The 16,309-nt window shown below is 68.8% G+C and carries 15 protein-coding genes; 8 read left to right on the forward strand and 7 right to left on the reverse strand.

Annotation, left to right across the window (positions count from 1 at the left end; all coding sequences use genetic code 11):
- Positions 1 to 334: 334 nt before the first annotated feature.
- The 6 genes from AOK22_RS27255 to pknB all read left to right on the forward strand — a co-directional run bounded on the left by AOK22_RS27255 (position 335) and on the right by pknB (position 8,502).
- Positions 335 to 1,222 (forward strand): FhaA domain-containing protein, encoded by an 888-nt coding sequence (locus AOK22_RS27255; RefSeq protein WP_055701369.1) that lies wholly within the window; start codon positions 335 to 337, stop codon positions 1,220 to 1,222.
- Between the two features lie 10 nt (positions 1,223 to 1,232).
- Positions 1,233 to 1,748, forward strand: coding sequence for an FHA domain-containing protein FhaB/FipA (locus AOK22_RS27260; RefSeq protein WP_055701370.1), 516 nt, complete (start codon positions 1,233 to 1,235; stop codon positions 1,746 to 1,748).
- A 123-nt stretch (positions 1,749 to 1,871) separates the two neighbouring features.
- Entirely contained in the window at positions 1,872 to 3,413 is a 1,542-nt protein-coding gene (locus AOK22_RS27265) for a Stp1/IreP family PP2C-type Ser/Thr phosphatase (RefSeq protein ID WP_237773504.1), read from the forward strand.
- Positions 3,414 to 3,439: 26 nt separating this feature from the next.
- Complete coding sequence (locus AOK22_RS27270) at positions 3,440 to 4,861, forward strand: FtsW/RodA/SpoVE family cell cycle protein (RefSeq protein ID WP_055701372.1); 1,422 nt, start codon at positions 3,440 to 3,442, stop codon at positions 4,859 to 4,861.
- On the forward strand, positions 4,858 to 6,321 hold the full coding sequence (locus AOK22_RS27275; RefSeq protein ID WP_055701373.1) for a peptidoglycan D,D-transpeptidase FtsI family protein: 1,464 nt from the start codon (positions 4,858 to 4,860) through the stop codon (positions 6,319 to 6,321). Before AOK22_RS27270 ends, AOK22_RS27275 begins: the two co-directional genes overlap by 4 nt.
- A gap of 168 nt (positions 6,322 to 6,489) precedes the next feature.
- Entirely contained in the window at positions 6,490 to 8,502 is a 2,013-nt protein-coding gene (gene pknB / locus AOK22_RS27280; RefSeq protein WP_055701374.1) for a Stk1 family PASTA domain-containing Ser/Thr kinase, read from the forward strand.
- 112 nt (positions 8,503 to 8,614) lie between these two features.
- Here the strand turns inward: pknB and AOK22_RS27285 are convergent, their stop codons facing one another.
- From AOK22_RS27285 to AOK22_RS27310, 5 genes are all read right to left on the reverse strand, one after another.
- Positions 8,615 to 9,355 (reverse strand): class E sortase, encoded by a 741-nt coding sequence (locus AOK22_RS27285; RefSeq protein WP_055701375.1) that lies wholly within the window; start codon positions 9,353 to 9,355, stop codon positions 8,615 to 8,617.
- Between the two features lie 24 nt (positions 9,356 to 9,379).
- Positions 9,380 to 10,810: a class E sortase gene (locus AOK22_RS27290; protein WP_055701376.1), complete on the reverse strand. Its 1,431-nt coding sequence runs from the start codon at positions 10,808 to 10,810 to the stop codon at positions 9,380 to 9,382.
- Positions 10,807 to 11,466, reverse strand: a complete 660-nt coding sequence (locus AOK22_RS27295; RefSeq protein WP_055701377.1) for an aminodeoxychorismate/anthranilate synthase component II — start codon at positions 11,464 to 11,466, stop codon at positions 10,807 to 10,809. Before AOK22_RS27295 ends, AOK22_RS27290 begins: the two co-directional genes overlap by 4 nt.
- A gap of 210 nt (positions 11,467 to 11,676) precedes the next feature.
- Positions 11,677 to 12,375 carry a class E sortase gene (locus tag AOK22_RS27305; protein WP_055701384.1) on the reverse strand — a complete coding sequence of 233 codons (699 nt, stop codon included), beginning with the start codon at positions 12,373 to 12,375 and terminating at the stop codon, positions 11,677 to 11,679.
- A 33-nt stretch (positions 12,376 to 12,408) separates the two neighbouring features.
- A complete protein-coding gene (locus AOK22_RS27310) occupies positions 12,409 to 13,179 on the reverse strand; it encodes a DUF881 domain-containing protein (protein WP_055701379.1) in 771 nt (256 codons plus the stop codon).
- 141 nt (positions 13,180 to 13,320) lie between these two features.
- Between AOK22_RS27310 and crgA the strand changes: the two genes are divergently transcribed.
- Positions 13,321 to 13,578, forward strand: coding sequence for a cell division protein CrgA (gene crgA, locus AOK22_RS27315; protein ID WP_055701380.1), 258 nt, complete (start codon positions 13,321 to 13,323; stop codon positions 13,576 to 13,578).
- 260 nt (positions 13,579 to 13,838) lie between these two features.
- Here crgA and AOK22_RS27320 read toward each other — a convergent pair whose 3' ends face one another.
- A complete protein-coding gene (locus AOK22_RS27320) occupies positions 13,839 to 14,735 on the reverse strand; it encodes a rhomboid family intramembrane serine protease (RefSeq protein ID WP_055701381.1) in 897 nt (298 codons plus the stop codon).
- 113 nt (positions 14,736 to 14,848) lie between these two features.
- Complete coding sequence (locus AOK22_RS27325) at positions 14,849 to 15,382, reverse strand: peptidylprolyl isomerase (RefSeq protein ID WP_055701382.1); 534 nt, start codon at positions 15,380 to 15,382, stop codon at positions 14,849 to 14,851.
- Between the two features lie 321 nt (positions 15,383 to 15,703).
- On the opposite strand from AOK22_RS27325, the gene AOK22_RS27330 reads away from it, so the two are divergent.
- A partial coding sequence (locus tag AOK22_RS27330) for a DUF5324 family protein (protein WP_055701383.1) occupies positions 15,704 to 16,309 on the forward strand: 606 nt, incomplete at its 3' end.

A 16,309-nucleotide genomic window follows, 5' to 3' on the forward strand; every position in this document is an offset into this window, starting at 1 on the left:
GACCTCACCCCTGAGCTCCACCGGAGCTCCCGCCCTCGACCGAGCTCGCCAAGCTCCACAGCCAGGTGCGGGACACTGGCTTGGAGGCCCCTCTACGATCCCTTGTAAAAGGAGGCTCGAGCAGGCGTCCCGAGCAGCTGCCCGGAAGGGGTTCCGGAGCCGGAGATCAGGGCTCCATCAGGGACTCCCGGAGGATCCCCGGACCCTCGCGCGGGCATGCCTTGTGAGAGGCGACACTCGTCGACTGGGCGGACAGGGGGAACCAGCCGATTTCCCGGCGCGTGGATACGATCAGTAAGCAGTACCAGGATGACTACGACGGAGGAGGTGCCCCATGGGAGTCCTGAAGAAGTTCGAGCAGCGGCTCGAAGGTCTGGTCAACGGCACCTTCGCCAAGGTGTTCAAGTCCGAGGTCCAGCCCGTCGAGATCGCCGGCGCCCTCCAGCGCGAGTGCGACAACAACGCGACGATCTGGAACCGCGAGCGGACCGTCGTCCCCAATGACTTCATCGTGGAGCTCAGCGCCCCCGACTTCGAGCGGCTGAGCCCGTACTCGGGCCAGCTCGGCGACGAGCTCTCCGGCATGGTGCGCGACTACGCCAAGCAGCAGCGCTACAGCTTCATGGGCCCCATCAAGGTCCACCTGGAGAAGGCCGAGGACCTCGACACCGGCCTGTATCGCGTCCGCAGCCGCACGCTCGCGTCCAGCACCTCCCAGACCCCCGAGCGCGCCCCCGCGGGCCCCGGTGCCGGTGGCGCCACGAGCCCCGGCCGCGGCGCGGGAGGCGGGGGGTACGGCTATCCGCCCGCCGGTTCCCCCGGCGGCGCAGGAGCGCCTCCCATGCCGGCCTCACCACCGCCCGGAGCGGGCCGCCCCGGCGGCCCTTCCGCGGCACCGAGCAGACCTCCGGGCTCCGGCTCCGGAGCCCTTCCGGGCGCCCAGGTGCGGCGCTGGATCGAGATCAACGGCAATCGCCATCAGATCTCCCGCCCGACGCTGGTGCTGGGTCGCAGCACCGACGCCGATGTGCGGATCGACGACCCCGGCGTCTCGCGCCGGCACTGTGAGATCCGGACCGGAACGCCCTCGACGATCCAGGATCTCGGGTCTACCAACGGCATCGTGGTAGACGGGCAGCACACCACCCGCGCTACGCTCCGCGACGGCTCGCGGATCGTCGTGGGCAGCACCACCATCATTTACCGGCAAGCCGAAGGGTGAAGCGGGGGCAATGTCAGAGCTGACCCTGACGGTCATGCGGCTGGGTTTCCTGGCCGTTCTGTGGCTGTTCGTGATCGTGGCCGTCCAGGTCATCCGCAGCGACCTGTTCGGTACGCGCGTCACCCAGCGTGGGTCGCGCCGTGACGCACGGCCGCAGCAGACCGGCCGCCAGCAGCAGGCCGCGCCGCCTCAGCAGCGCCAGCAGCAGGGCGGTGGCCGCCAGCGCCGCGGTGCCCCCAGCAAGCTGGTCGTCTCCGAGGGCATCCTCGCGGGGACGACGGTCGCCCTGCAGGGCCAGACCATCACGCTGGGCCGCGCGCACGACTCCACGATCGTGCTGGACGACGACTACGCCTCCAGCAGGCATGCCAGGATCTACCCGGACCGTGACGGCCAGTGGATCGTCGAGGATCTCGGGTCCACCAACGGCACGTATCTCGACCGGACCCGACTCACCACCCCGACGCCCGTTCCGCTGGGCGCGCCGATCCGCATCGGCAAGACCGTCATCGAGCTGCGGAAGTAGTACGACAATGAGCGAGCGGAGCGAGCGAGCCGAAGCGGCTGTCCAGGCACTGGACGCCGGCGCGCTCCCGACCGGAGGGTGGGCACCGTGCGGATGTACCCGGAGCCGACGGGCGAGGTGCGCATGAGTCTGTCTTTGCGCTTCGCCGCCGGATCGCACAAAGGCATGATCCGGGAGGGGAACGAGGACTCCGGTTACGCCGGACCGCGTCTCCTCGCGATCGCCGACGGCATGGGGGGCCAGGCCGCGGGCGAGGTGGCGAGCTCCGAGGTGATCTCGACGCTCGTCACGCTCGACGACGACGTCCCCGGCTCGGACATCCTCACGTCGCTCGGCACCGCCGTGCAGCGGGCCAACGACCAGCTGCGGCTGATGGTCGAGGAGGACCCCCAGCTGGAGGGCATGGGCACCACGCTCACCGCCCTTCTGTGGACGGGCCAGCGCCTCGGCCTCGTGCACGTCGGCGACTCCCGCGCGTATCTGCTGCGGGACGGCGTCCTGACGCAGATCACGCAGGACCACACCTGGGTGCAGCGGCTGGTCGACGAGGGCCGCATCACCGAGGAAGAGGCCACCACGCACCCGCAGAGGTCCCTCCTCATGCGCGCGCTGGGCAGCGGCGACCACGTCGAGCCGGACCTCTCCATCCGTGAAGTCCGCGCCGGCGACCGGTACTTGATCTGCTCGGACGGCCTCTCCGGAGTCGTCTCGCACCAGACCATGGAGGACACCCTCGCCTCCTACCAGGGCCCGCAGGAGACCGTGCAGGAGCTGATCCAGCTCGCGCTGCGCGGCGGCGGCCCCGACAACATCACCGTGATCGTCGCCGACGTCCTGGACATCGACAGCGGCGACACCCTCGCGGGCCAGCTGTCCGACACCCCCGTGGTGGTCGGCGCGGTCGCCGAGAACCAGCTCCAGGCGCAGGACGACGGCGCCATGCAGACGCCCGCGGGCCGTGCCTCGGGGCTCGGCAGGCCGGTGCCGCCGCAGCCCTCCGGAGGCGGCTTCGGGCCGCCCGGAAGCGGTGACACCACGGGCTATGTCCCCGAGGGCAGCTTCGGGGCGTACGACGACGAGGACTTCGTCAAGCCGCGCGGCGGCCGCAAGTGGCTCAAGAGATCGCTCTACTCCGTGCTGGCGCTCGCCGTCATCGGCGGCGGTCTCTACGGCGGCTACCGCTGGACGCAGACGCAGTACTACGTGGGCACGAAGGACGAGCACGTCGCCCTCTTCCGCGGCATCGACCAGGATCTGGCGTGGGTCAGCCTGTCGAAGGTCGAGAAGGACCACCCCGAGATCGAACTCAAGTACCTGCCGCCGTACCAGCGCAAGCAGGTCGAGGCCACCATCGCCGAGGGCAACCTCGACGAGGCCAAGGGCAAGATCGACGAGCTCGGCCTGCAGGCCTCCGCGTGCAAGAAGGACGCCGAGCGCCGCAAGGTCGAGCGCGAGAACAACGCCAAGACCGGCGAGGGCGAGGCGGGCGGCACGACCGGCCTGCGCGAGGCGCCGAACCCGGACCCGAGCACCTCGGCGTCCGGCAAGAACGACGCGAACGACAAGACCGACAAGAACAAGTCCAAGACCGCACCGACTCCCACACCCGGCCCCAGCCTCTCCGAGGATGAGCAGAAGCTGGTCCCGCTGTGCGGTAAGCAGTAAGCAGCCGTTGGGGGCCCTTGCACGCCATGAGCAGTAGTACTACACACACGTCGACGATCGGCGCGATCGGGGCGCCGAGCCGGCGCAACACCGAGCTCGCGCTGCTCGCGTTCGCGGTCGTCATCCCGCTGTTCGCCTACATGAACGTGGGCCTCGCACTCACCGGCGAGATCCCCACAGGCATGCTCGGGTACGGTCTGGGGCTCGGCATGCTGGCCGGCGTCGGCCACATCGTCGTCCGCAGGTTCGCGGCCTATGCCGACCCGCTGCTGCTTCCGCTGGCGACGCTGCTCAACGGCCTCGGCCTGGTCGTCGTCTGGCGGCTCGACCAGTCGGAGAAGCTCCAGCAGCGCGCCGAGGCGCAGTTCGGCGCGTTCAGCCCCTCGGCTCCGAACCAGCTGATGTACTCCGCGATCGGCGTCGCCCTCTTCGTCGGCGTACTGCTCCTGCTCAAGGACCACCGCGTCCTGCAGCGCTACACCTACATCTCCATGGTGGGCGCCCTGGTCCTGCTGCTCCTGCCGCTGGTCCCCGGCCTCGGCATGAACGTGTTCGGCGCCAAGATCTGGATCCGCGTCGGCGGCTTCTCCATCCAGCCCGGTGAGTTCGCGAAGATCGTCATCGCGATCTTCTTCGCCGGCTATCTGATGGTGAAGCGCGACGCGCTCGCCCTGGCCAGCCGCCGCTTCATGGGCCTGTACCTGCCGCGCGGCCGCGACCTCGGACCGATCGTGGTGGTCTGGGCGATGTCCATCCTGATCCTGGTCTTCGAGACCGACCTCGGTACGTCGCTGCTGTTCTTCGGCATGTTCGTCGTGATGCTGTACGTCGCCACGGAGCGCACCAGCTGGATCGTGTTCGGTCTGCTGATGTCCGCGGTCGGCGCGGTCGGCGTTGCCACCTTCGAGCCCCACGTGCAGCAGCGTGTGGACGCCTGGCTGAACCCGTTCGCCCCGGAGACCCTCGCCCAGACCGACCAGATCGCCCAGTCGCTGATGGCCTTCGGCTCGGGCGGTGTCCTCGGCACCGGCCTCGGCCAGGGCAACTCCGACCTCATCGGCTTCGCCGCCAACTCCGACTTCATCCTCGCCACCTTCGGCGAGGAGATGGGTCTGGCCGGCGTGATGGCGATCCTGCTGATCTACGGCCTGATCGTGGAGCGCGGTGTGCGCACGGCGCTCGCCGCCCGCGACCCGTTCGGCAAGCTCCTCGCGATCGGCCTCTCCGGAGCCTTCGCCATCCAGGTCTTCGTCGTCGCCGGCGGCGTCATGGGCCTGATCCCGCTGACGGGTATGACCATGCCCTTCCTGGCGTACGGCGGTTCCTCCGTCATCGCCAACTGGGCCCTGGTCGGCATCCTGATCCGGATCAGCGACACCGCGCGCCGCCCGGCCCCGTCCCCCGCACCGAACCCCGACGCCGAAATGACCCAGGTGGTCCGACCGTGAACAAGCCCCTGCGCCGGATCGCGATCTTCTGCGGGCTGCTGGTCCTCGCTCTGCTCGCCCGGGACAACTGGCTCCAGTACGTCCAGGCGGACACCCTCGCCAAGCACGAGAAGAACCGCCGCGTCACCATCGAGCGCTACTCCCAGCCGCGCGGCGACATCATCGTCGACGGCAAGCCCATCACCGGCTCCAAGGCCACTCCGGGCAGCGACCTGAAGTACAAGCGCACCTGGAAGGACGGGGACATGTGGTCCCCCGTCACCGGTTACTCCTCGCAGCGCATCGGCGCCAGCCAGCTGGAGAACATCGACGACGGCATCCTGACCGGCAACGACGACCGGCTGTTCTTCCGCCGCACGCTCGACATGCTGACCGGCGAGAAGAAGGAGGGCGGCAATGTCGTCACGACCCTCAACTCCGCCGCCCAGAAGGCCGCGTACAACGGCCTGAAGAACAAGGGCAAGGGCGCCGTCGCCGCGATCGACCCGTCGACCGGCGCGATCCTCGCGCTGGCCTCCACGCCGTCGTACGACCCGGGGACCTTCGCCGGCAACACCGACAAGGAAGCCCAGCACTTCCTGGACCTGGACAAGGACAAGGACAAGCCGCTGGTCAACCGCGCGCTGCGCGAGACCTACCCGCCCGGCTCCACCTTCAAGGTGGTCACGGCGGCGGCCGCCCTGGAGCACGGCCTCTACAGCAGCATCGACGAGAAGACGAAGTCGCCGCTGCCGTGGACGCTGCCGAACACGCAGACGCCTCTGAAGAACGAGAACAACATCCCCTGCAAGAACGTCTCGCTGCGTGAGGCGCTGCGGATCTCCTGCAACACCGTCTTCGGCAAGATCGGTTCCGATCTCGGCAAGGACAAGATGCTGGAGACGGCGAAGAAGTTCGGCTTCAACTCCGAGCAGTTCATCCCGGTCCGCTCCAACGCCTCCAACTTCCCCGAGGACATGGACAAGCCGCAGACCGCGCTGTCCTCCATCGGTCAGTTCGAGACGGCCACGACCCCGCTCCAGATGGCCATGGTCGCCTCCGCGATCGCCAACGACGGCACGCTCATGGAGCCGTACATGGTCAGTGAGCTGCAGGCCCGCAACCTCGACGTCATCGAGAAGCACTCGCCGAAGAAGATGAGCGAGCCGCTCTCGAAGGAGAACGCCCAGAAGCTCCAGGAAATGATGGAGACGGTCGTCAACGAGGGAACCGGAACCAACGCCAAGATCCCCGGCGTCACTGTCGGAGGTAAGACGGGTACGGCGCAGCACGGCGTCGCCAACAGCAAGAACCCGTACGCGTGGTTCATCTCGTACGCCAAGACGGACTCCGGTTCGCCGGTCGCCGTCGCCGTGGTGGTCGAGGACAGCGACGCCGACCGGGGTGACATCTCCGGTGGCGGCCTCGCCGCGCCCATCGCCAAGGACGTGATGAAGGCAGTCATCCAGAGCAAGAAGTGACCCCCATCACGCTCCCTCCACATCGGTGCACGTTGCGGTACCGGTCCGGTATCGGGTGACGGTCGCGTCCGGGTCACGCAAGTCGAGCCGGGTACGGTATGCCCGGACAGCACACCGCCGGACCACACAACGGTGCGGTCGGGACCGACGGAGAGGGCTGGATTAGCTATGGAAGAGCCGCGTCGCCTCGGCGGCCGGTACGAGCTGGGCCAGGTGCTCGGCCGTGGTGGCATGGCCGAGGTGTACCTCGCGCACGACACCCGGCTCGGCCGCACCGTGGCGGTGAAGACGCTGCGGGTGGACCTCGCTCGCGACCCGTCCTTCCAGGCCCGGTTCCGCCGTGAGGCCCAGTCGGCCGCCTCGCTCAACCACCCGGCGATCGTCGCGGTCTACGACACCGGCGAGGACTACGTCGACGGGGTCTCCATCCCGTACATCGTGATGGAGTACGTCGACGGCTCCACGCTGCGCGAGCTCCTGCACTCCGGCCGCAAGCTGCTGCCGGAGCGGGCCATGGAGATGACGATCGGCATCCTCCAGGCCCTGGAGTACTCGCACCGCAACGGCATCGTCCACCGCGACATCAAGCCGGCGAACGTCATGCTGACGCGCAACGGCCAGGTCAAGGTCATGGACTTCGGCATCGCGCGCGCGATGGGCGAGTCCGGCATGACGATGACGCAGACGGCCGCGGTCATCGGCACGGCGCAGTACCTCTCGCCGGAGCAGGCCAAGGGCGAGCAGGTCGACGCCCGCTCCGACCTCTACTCCACGGGCTGTCTGCTCTACGAGCTCCTGACGGTCCGGCCGCCGTTCGTCGGGGACTCCCCGGTCGCGGTCGCCTATCAGCACGTACGGGAAGAGCCGCAGGCCCCGAGCGTCTTCGACGGCGAGATCACGCCCGAGATGGACGCGATCGTCCTCAAGGCGCTCACCAAGGACCCGGACTACCGCTACCAGTCGGCCGACGAGATGCGCGCCGACATCGAGGCGTGCCTGGACGGCCAGCCCGTCGCGGCCACCGCCGCCATGGGCGCGGTCGGCTACGGCGGCCACCCGGACGACCAGCAGACGGCGATGCTGCGCCCGCAGAACGGCGGCGGCCAGACGTCGATGATGCCGCCGGTTAACCCGGACGACGGGGGCTACGGCTACGACGAGGGCCGCGGCCGCCGCCAGAAGAAGAGCAACGCGTCGACCTGGCTGCTGATCCTCGCGGGCGTCCTGGTCCTGGTGGGGGCGATCCTCATCGGGAAGTGGGCGTTCAGCGGGAACGGCGGCGACGACATGACGAAGACCCCGGACTTCGTCGGCGAGACGTACGAGCGGGCCAAGGAGTCCGCCGAGAACGTCGGCCTCAAGCTGGAGATCGGCAAGCGCGAGCCCTGCGCGAAGTACCCGAAGGGCGAGGTCTGCAGCCAGGACCCGGCAGCCGATTCGGAGATCAAGAAGGGCGAGACCGTCACGGTGACGGTCTCGAGCGGCACGCCGAAGATCATGGTCCCGGATGTCCAGGGCCTGAGCTTCGCCGAGGCCAAGAAGCTGCTCGAGGACAAGGGCTTCTCGAACATCGAGCAGGAGACCGAGGAGTCCGACCGGACCCCCGGCAAGGTCATCGGCCAGGACCCCGAGGGCGACACCAAGGCGGAGAAGAGCGCGACCATCACGCTCACCGTCGCCAAGGAGAAGAAGCAGCAACTCGTCCCCGACGTGGCCGGCCAGTCCTACGAGGACGCCGCGAAGCAGATCACCGACAACGGGTTCACCCCCGCTCGTCAGGACGTCGCCAGCGAGGACGTCGAGGAGGGCAAGGTCATCAAGACCACGCCCGCCGCAGGCACCCCCGCGGACCCGGGCTCCACCGTCACCGTCCAGGTCGCCAAGAAGGCCGAGGAAGCCACCGTCCCGCCGCTCACCGGCCAGAAGCTGAAGGACGCCCGCAAGGCCATCGAGGACGCCGGTCTGACGGTCGGCACCATCACCGGACCGCAGGACGACGACGCCCTCGTGGTCCTGTCGCAGCCCAACGCCGGCGAGAAGGCCGCGCCCGGCTCGGCGGTCAACCTGACCACCGCGGGCGGCGGTGGCGGCAACGGCAACGGTGGAAACGGCGGTGACGACGGCGGAGGCGACGGCTTCATCGCGGGCGCCGGCGGCTGGGGCCGCCACAACGACGACTGAAGCGCCCCTCTCCGTCCACGAGAGAGCCCCGGTACCGGGGCTCTCTCGTTCGTACGGTTGCTTCGTTGGTACGGGAACCTCGTTCGTACGGTCGCTTCGGGCGCGTGCCTCGCTACTTCAGCTCCGCCGGGGGCGTCCGCTTGTTGTCGACCTTCTCCACGCGCTCCAGCTCGCCCCACACGATGTAGCGATAGTTCGAGGTGTAGACCGGCGTGCAGGTCGTCAGCGTGATGTAGCGGCCCGGCTTCTTCACGCCCGATTCCTTCGGGACGGGGTCCAGGACCCTCACGTTGAACTTCGAGGTCTCGGGCAGCGTCGCGTAGACCTTGTACACGTACCACTTGTCCCGGGACTCGTAGACGATCGCGTCGCCCTTCTTGAGCTTGTCGATCTTGTGGAACTTCGCGCCGTGGCCGTCGCGGTGCGCGGCCAGCGTGAAGTTGCCTTCCTTGTCCTGGGGAAGGGCGGACTTGATCGGGTCCTTGTAGTAGCCGGCGACACCGTCGTTGAGGATCTTGCTGGTCGTGCCCTGCTTGACCAGGATCTCGCCGTTGCCCATCGCGGGGACGTGCAGGAAGCCGATGCCGTCCTTGGTGTCGATGGTGCCGGGGCCGCCCGCCCAGCGGTCGCGCACGCGGTCGCCCTGCCGGTGCGCCTCGCGGTCCGCTATGACGTTGGTCCACCAGAGCGAGTAGACGACGAACAGGCCGAGCACCAGGCCCGCGGTGATGAGGAGTTCGCCGAAGACGCTGACGGCCGTGGCGACGGGACCGCGGCCCCGTGGCCGTGGCGCGGGCCCGGACGCGGGCGACGCGTCGGCCTGCTTCTCGTCGTGGTCGGTGGTGGCTGCCACTGGATCTGCCCCGTTCTCACACTTCTAGTTGACGAGCGCGCTCGGCTTTCCCTTGCTGCGCGGCCGTTCCTCGACCATCTTGCCCCAGACGATCATTCGATACTTACTCGTGAATTCCGGGGTGCAGGTGGTCAGTGTGATGTACCGCCCGGGTTTCGTGAAGCCGGATCCGGGCGGAACGGGGCCGATCACACCGGTGTTGCTCGGGCTCGTCTGCGGCAGGATGCTCGCCATCTTGTAGACGAAGTACTTGTCCTGCGTCTCTACGACGATCGGGTCGCCCGGCTCCAGACGGTTGATGTACCGGAACGGCTCGCCGTGAGTGTTGCGGTGGCCCGCGACCGCGAAGTTGCCCTGCTTGGCGTCCGGCATCGGGGTCTTGGTGGCGCCGCCCTCGTTGTAGTGGCCGACCATGCCGCGGTCGAGGACCTTCTGCTTGTCGATGCCCTCGGCGACCGGCACGACGACGTCCAGGCGCGGGATGTGCAGCAGCGCGAAGCCCTGGCCGGGCTCGAAGGCGCCGGGCTTGCCCTTGCCCTTCGCCCAGCTCTCCTGGAGGTCGTGGGCGGCGCCGTCCGCCTGCTGCTGGGCGCGGATGTTCGTCCACCACAGCTGATAGGTGACGAACAGGAGCATCAGGACGCCGACGGTGATGAAGACTTCGCCGAGTCCCCGGCTGATGACCGCGCCGGGCGAGGGCCTGCGGGCGCGTTCCGCGCGACGGGCTTCGAGGCGGGAGAGAGGGGCACCCTGGCGGGGCTCCGTGGGGCGTGCCGGCGCCGCGGGGCGGGCTCCCCCCTTCTTGGCGGCCTTGCGGCGGGCCGCACGGCCCTCGGTGGGACGAGCGGGCTCCGGCTCGGCTATTCGACGGGTGTCCTCGGTGCGCAGCGCCACGGTCTCGTCGTCGGGTATCGCCTCGGGCGTCCCGTGCGTCCCGTGCGTCCTGTGCGCGTCGCGCGTCTCGTACGCGGCTTCCGGCTCGGGCGCGGGCCGTTCGGGAGCGTACGCGCCGTACAGCTGCTCGTACGTGGGCTCGGCCGTCTCCTGGGGCTGGGGCTTCGGCTGGGGCTGCGGCTCCGCCTGCTCCCCGTACCAGTCCCGGGCATACCCCGCGGGGTCGTACCACTCCTCTTCCTGGAGAGCCTGAGGCACCTGAGGTGTCTGAGGTGGCTGAGGCACCTGAGATGGCTGAGGCGCCTCAGCCATGGTCTGCTGCGGCTCCGAAGCCGCAGCCCGCGGCGGCTGCTCCGCCTGCGCGCTGCGGAACCACGGAGAGGGATGCTGCCCCGGCAGAGGGTTGGTCAGCGGATCGGCCAGGTGGTCGACCGCCGCCTCCAACGCGCCGCCCTCGAGCCCGCCGGCGCCCCCGGAGGCGACGCCACCACCGTCCCCGTACGCGTCACTCGCGTCGTACGGGGCTCCGGAGGAGTCGCGCTCGGGGCGCAGGGCGGTCACGCCGTGGCCCTGCCCACCACCGGGGCCAGCCCGCTCGCTCGCTCCACGGCACCCTTGTCGCCGCACTCCACCAGCCAGTTGGCGAGCATCAGATGGCCGTGCTCGGTCAGCACCGACTCGGGATGGAACTGCACGCCCTCGACGGGCAGTTCGCGGTGGCGCAGGCCCATGATGATGCCGTCCTCCGTGCGCGCGGTGACCTCCAGGTCCGCCGGGACGGTGGCGGGCTCGGCGGCCAGCGAGTGGTAGCGGGTCGCGGTGAACGGCGACGGCAGGCCCGCGAAGACCCCCTTGCCCTCATGGCGCACGAGGGAGGTCTTGCCGTGCAGCAGCTCCGGGGCGCGGTCCACCACGCCGCCGTACGCCACCGCCATCGACTGCATGCCGAGGCAGACGCCGAAGACGGGCACGCCGGTGTCGGCGCAGTGCCGCACCATCTCGACGCAGACGCCCGCCTGCTCGGGGGTGCCGGGGCCCGGCGAGAGCAGGACGCCGTCGAAGCCGTCCTGGGCGTGCCGGAGCTCGACCTCGTCGTTGCGGACGACCTCGCACTCGGCGCCCAGCTGGTAGAGGTACTGGACGAGGTTGAAGACGAAGCTGTCGTAGTTGTCCACGACCAGGACGCGGGTGCGGCGACCGCCGCTCGCGGTGCTCACTGGCCGTCCACGGTGACGTCGTTGAAGGGCAGCAGCGGCTCGGCCCAGGGGAACACGTACTGGAAGAGCACATAGACCACCGCGAGGACGAGCAGCAGCGAAATCAGCGCCCTCACCCATGCGTTTCCCGGCAGATGCCGCCAGATCCAGCCGTACATGCCGTCCCTTCCGTCGCGTACGGCCAGGCCTCCCGCGCCGTACGGCACCAGACTAACGGCGCAGTGCCTCCGGTTTCCCGGCCTCCACAGGCTGTGTGGCATCCAAATGCGCCCAGACGATCAGCCGGTGGCTGTGGCCCCACTCTGGTTCACAGGTCGTAAGGGTGAGGTAACGTCCCGGGCCGTCATAGCCGGATTTGCGTGGCACGGGATCAATGACACCGATGTCGCCGGGCAGCGTCTTGTAAGGCTTCTTGTCGATGCGGTACGTGAACCAGGTCGCGCCGTCGGTCAGGACGACGGGGTCGCCGGGGCGCAGCTCGGGGAAGTCCTTGAAGGGGTCGCCGTAGGTGCGGCGGTGGCCGGCCACGGAGAAGTTGCCCTTCTGCCCGAGCCGGGCGGTGGAGGCGTAGTGGCCGAGGCCCTTCTTGAGCACCTCGGCGCCGGTGCCCTGGAGCACGGGCTTGTTCCACGTGAAACCGAACCGCGGGATGTACATGACGGCGAAGGGCTTGCCGTCCTTGTAGGGGGCGGGCGCGTCCGGGGAGTCGTCGACGGCGTCGCCGCCACCGCCGTTCGTGCCCGCGGGCACGGAGCCCTGCGCCCACCGGTCCTGCAACTCGTCGATCTGGCTGTCCATGGCGCTGTCGGCCTTCACGCCGGTCCAGAACAGGACGTACACCACGAAGAGCACGATCAACGTGCCTACGGTGATGCACAGTTCGCTGAACGTCCTGACGAGCACACGCACCGACACAGGCTCCCCCAGCAGCTCCCAGCGGGCTTACTCCACGGGCTTCGCGTAGTGGAGATCCACTGTGCCCGAGTAGCCAGGAAGAGTCACCGCCCCGTCGTCGTCGACTTTCCAGCCGAGCCCGTAGGCGTTGACGTACAGCATGTAGTTCTGGATCTCGGGGGAGGCGGCGAGGGCGCTCTTGAGCTTCTCGGGGTCGCCGACCGCGGTCACCTTGTAGGGCGGGGAGTAGACGCGGCCCTGGAGGATCAGGGTGTTGCCCACACAGCGCACGGCGCTGGTCGAGATCAGGCGCTGGTCCATGACCTTGATCCCCTCGGCTCCGCCCAGCCAGAGGGCGTTGACCACGGCCTGGAGGTCCTGCTGGTGGATGACCAGGTCGTTCGGCTGGGGCTCGGGGTAGCCGGGGAGCTTGGCACTGGCGTCGGGCGGGGCGTCGGCGAGGGTGACCGTGACCGCCTTGCCGCTGAGCTTCTTGGTGCCGGCGTTGTTCTCCAGCGCCTTGAGCCGGGCGTCGTCCGCCTTGGTGCTGCCGTTGTCGCGCTGGGCGAGCGACTCGACGTCGTCCCGGAGCGAGCCGTTGGACTCGTCGAGCTCGCCGTTCTTGTGGCTGCGCTCCTGGATGAGGTCGGAAAGTTTCAGCAGGGAGGCGTCCGTACGGATGTTGGTGCCCTTGGCCGTGTTGAAACTCGTGAAGAAGATCAACCCGGCGAGCGCGAAAACGGCACCCGTAAGCACCCGAACCGGACGCCATCGAGGGCGACGACCGGCACCTTTGTGGGAGTCGGCAGAATTGCTCAACGTACCCTTATCTCCTTCAGCGCCGCGGAAGCACTACGCTAACGGACGCCCGGGGGAGGCCTCAGCTCCCCGCAGCGTCCGTCCGGCGCCAGACCACAGTTACCTGCGCGGCCACGCAGCGCATCGACAGGAGAGACCCTCGTGCCGAAGTCACGTATCCGCAAGAAGGCAGACGACTACACGCCGCCGCCCTCGAAGAAGGCGACGAACATCAAGCTGACGAACCGCAGCTGGGTGGCTCCGGTGATGCTGGCGATGTTCATCATCGGCCTCGCCTGGATCGTCGTCTTCTACGTCACGGACGGCAAGCTGCCGATCGACCCGCTGGGCAACTGGAACATCGTGGTCGGCTTCGGCTTCATCGCGGCGGGCTTCGGCGTCTCCACCCAGTGGAAGTAGGCCCTGTTCCACGGGAGTGCCGGCACCGCCGAGCGCAAGCCTTGCCCTGAGTTATCCACAGCGCTATCCACATGGGGAAAAGGTCTGAAGATCTGTGGATAACTCTCAGCCGGTTGACGCCGGTGTGACTGACCCACCGGATCTCTGTTCGTGCCACGCCCCTTGTCCTTCCTGGGGAAACCCAGGTCAGGGACAAGGGGCACGGTTGTTCCCCACAGCATGCACAAGATCCACCACACGCTGTGGACAACGTGGGTACGTCAGGTGAGCTGCCCGGTCCTGATGACGACCATGACCACAGCCGCGACGAGCACCAGTGCACAACTGCCGAACTGGATGAGGCTCCGCCGCTCGCGGGGCGCGTGCACCATCGCGTAGCCGACGACGATGCCGCCGACGAGCCCGCCGATGTGGGCCTGCCACGAGATGTTCGGCCAGAAGGCCGTGATCACCAGGTTGATCGCCAGGAGCGCGATCACCGGCCGCATGTCGTAGTTCAGCCGCCGCATCAGGATGGCGGTCGCGCCGAACAGACCGAAAATGGCGCCGGACGCGCCGAGCGAGGGCCGGTTCGGCTCCTCCAGGAGATAGGTCAGCGCGCTGCCGGCGAGCCCCGACGCCATGTACAGCGCGAGGAAGCGGGCACGGCCGAGCGCCGCTTCGAGCGGACCGCCGATCCACCACAGGCTGAGCATGTTCAGGGCGATGTGCATGATGCTGCTGTGCAGGAACATCGCCGTCACCAGGCGATACCACTGCCCCTCGGCGACGCCCTCGACCGAACCGAGCTCCGGCACGAAGGCCCGCCCGAGCAGGTCGTACTGATCGGTGAAGCGGTCCCCGACCGCCAGCTGCACCAGGAACACGGCGAGGTTCAGCCCGACCAGGATCTTGGTGACCAGACGCGGGTCGGAGGTGATCGCGCCGCCCGCCACCGTGCGCGGCTGGTTGGCCGCCGGCGCGTGACCGGTGCCCGAGCCGCCACGGACGCAGTCCGGGCACTGGAAGCCGACCGAGGCGCTGATCATGCACTCGGGGCAGATGGGCCGCTCACAGCGCGTACAGGTGATACCGGTCTCACGGTCCGGATGCCGGTAGCAGCCGGGCAGGCCCGACGCACCCTGCGGCTCCTGCGGGCTGCCTGGCGCCTGGTCCATGGGGTCCCCTCAATCTCCGTACGAAGGCACAGTGACGGCACACGTGGCAACGCACCGCCCCGCCCTTCCTTACGGACGGGCGGGGCGGTTTGGTTCCCTCGCGGATACGCAGGTCAGGCGTCGCGGGTCTCGATGACCACGGACTCGATGACCACGTCGTTGACCGGACGGTCGGTGCGCGGGTTGGTCTGCGCGGTCGCGATGGCGTCCACGACCTTCTTGCTGGCGTCGTTGGTGACCTCGCCGAAGATCGTGTGCTTGCGGGTCAGCCACGCGGTCGGCGCGACAGTCACGAAGAACTGCGAGCCGTTGGTGCCCGGACCGGCGTTGGCCATCGCCAGCAGGTAGGGCTTGTCGAAGGCGAGGTCCGGGTGGAACTCGTCCTCGAACTCGTAGCCCGGGCCGCCCGTGCCGTTGCCCAGCGGGTCACCGCCCTGGATCATGAAGCCGCTGATCACCCGGTGGAAGACCGTTCCGTCGTACAGGCGGTCCGAGGTCTTCTTGCCGGTCGCGGGGTGAACCCACTCGCGCTCGCCCTGAGCGAGCTCAACAAAGTTCTTGACCGTCTTGGGCGCGTGGTTCGGCAGAAGCCGGACCTCGATGTCGCCCTGGTTGGTCTTCAGGGTGGCGTAAAGCTGCTCAGCCACGATCTGCCTTCCGTTGTCTTCTGTGACCCCCCGATCCTCGCACGGACCGGATTGGGACGAGTAGCCACCGAGTGGGCGCGCGCCGAAGGGATCCGTGGCATTGTCGGCCAAGAGCGCTTCTTGCACCGATTCGATCGAATTGAACGGAAGCAACCGGTCGGTCGGGCTGAGCGGAGATGAGACGTGATCACAGATCGGTCGGAGTCCGTGTTCTCGTGACCCGGATGCCCGCCCTCGCATGCCTCGGAGCGATCCGGAAGGCATGATCCCTGAAAGGGTGGAAAGGTGACATACCTATACGCCACCGAGGAGGAGGATCCCGTGACCCGCATCGACAGCGTGCGCGCCGCGACCGGCTCGGCGAAGGACAGCGTCCGGCACGCCGCGGAGGCGGTGGCCCCTTATGCCGGCACGGCCAAGGACCAGGCCGCCCACTACGCGCACGAGATGCGCGTGCGGCTGGCACCCAAGGTGTCACAGGCCGCCGAACAGGCCCGCGTCCAGTACGGCGCGCACGTCGCTCCCCGCGTCGAGCAGGCGCGGACCCACGTGCCGCCGAAGGTCGACCACGCCGCGCACGAGGCCGCTGCCCGTACACGTAAGGCTGCTCGCCAGGCCGCCGAATATTCCAGGCCCCGCATCGAGCACGCGGTCGCCGCCGCGCAGCCCGTGCGCGAGGAGGCCGCGTCCCGTGGCACGGCGGCCCTCGCCGCGCTGCGCGGTCAGGTCTCGCCGAAGGAGATCCAGCGACTGGCCCGCAAGCACGAACGCCGGGCCAGGGCCGCCCGTCTCGCCAAGGGGCTCGCCGTGGTCGGCATCCTGACCGCGGGCGCCGTCGCCGCCTGGAAGTGGTGGGACAAGCAGGCCAACCCGGACTGGCTGGTCGAGCCGCCCGCGGCCACGGAGGTCCCGGAGCGCACGCCGCTG

Source organism: Streptomyces silaceus, assembly GCF_001419745.1.
Lineage (GTDB): Bacteria > Actinomycetota > Actinomycetes > Streptomycetales > Streptomycetaceae > Streptomyces > Streptomyces silaceus.

Bases quoted from the DNA above. Each gene is read 5' to 3' on its own strand.
- pknB (WP_055701374.1), top strand. From the start codon at position 6,490: ATGGAAGAGCCGCGTCGCCTCGGCGGCCGGTACGAGCTGGGCCAGGTG.
- AOK22_RS27265 (WP_237773504.1), top strand. From the start codon at position 1,872: ATGAGTCTGTCTTTGCGCTTCGCCGCCGGATCGCACAAAGGCATGATC.
- AOK22_RS27260 (WP_055701370.1), top strand. From the start codon at position 1,233: ATGTCAGAGCTGACCCTGACGGTCATGCGGCTGGGTTTCCTGGCCGTT.
- AOK22_RS27320 (WP_055701381.1), bottom strand. From the start codon at position 14,735: ATGGACCAGGCGCCAGGCAGCCCGCAGGAGCCGCAGGGTGCGTCGGGC.
- AOK22_RS27255 (WP_055701369.1), top strand. From the start codon at position 335: ATGGGAGTCCTGAAGAAGTTCGAGCAGCGGCTCGAAGGTCTGGTCAAC.
- AOK22_RS27270 (WP_055701372.1), top strand. From the start codon at position 3,440: ATGAGCAGTAGTACTACACACACGTCGACGATCGGCGCGATCGGGGCG.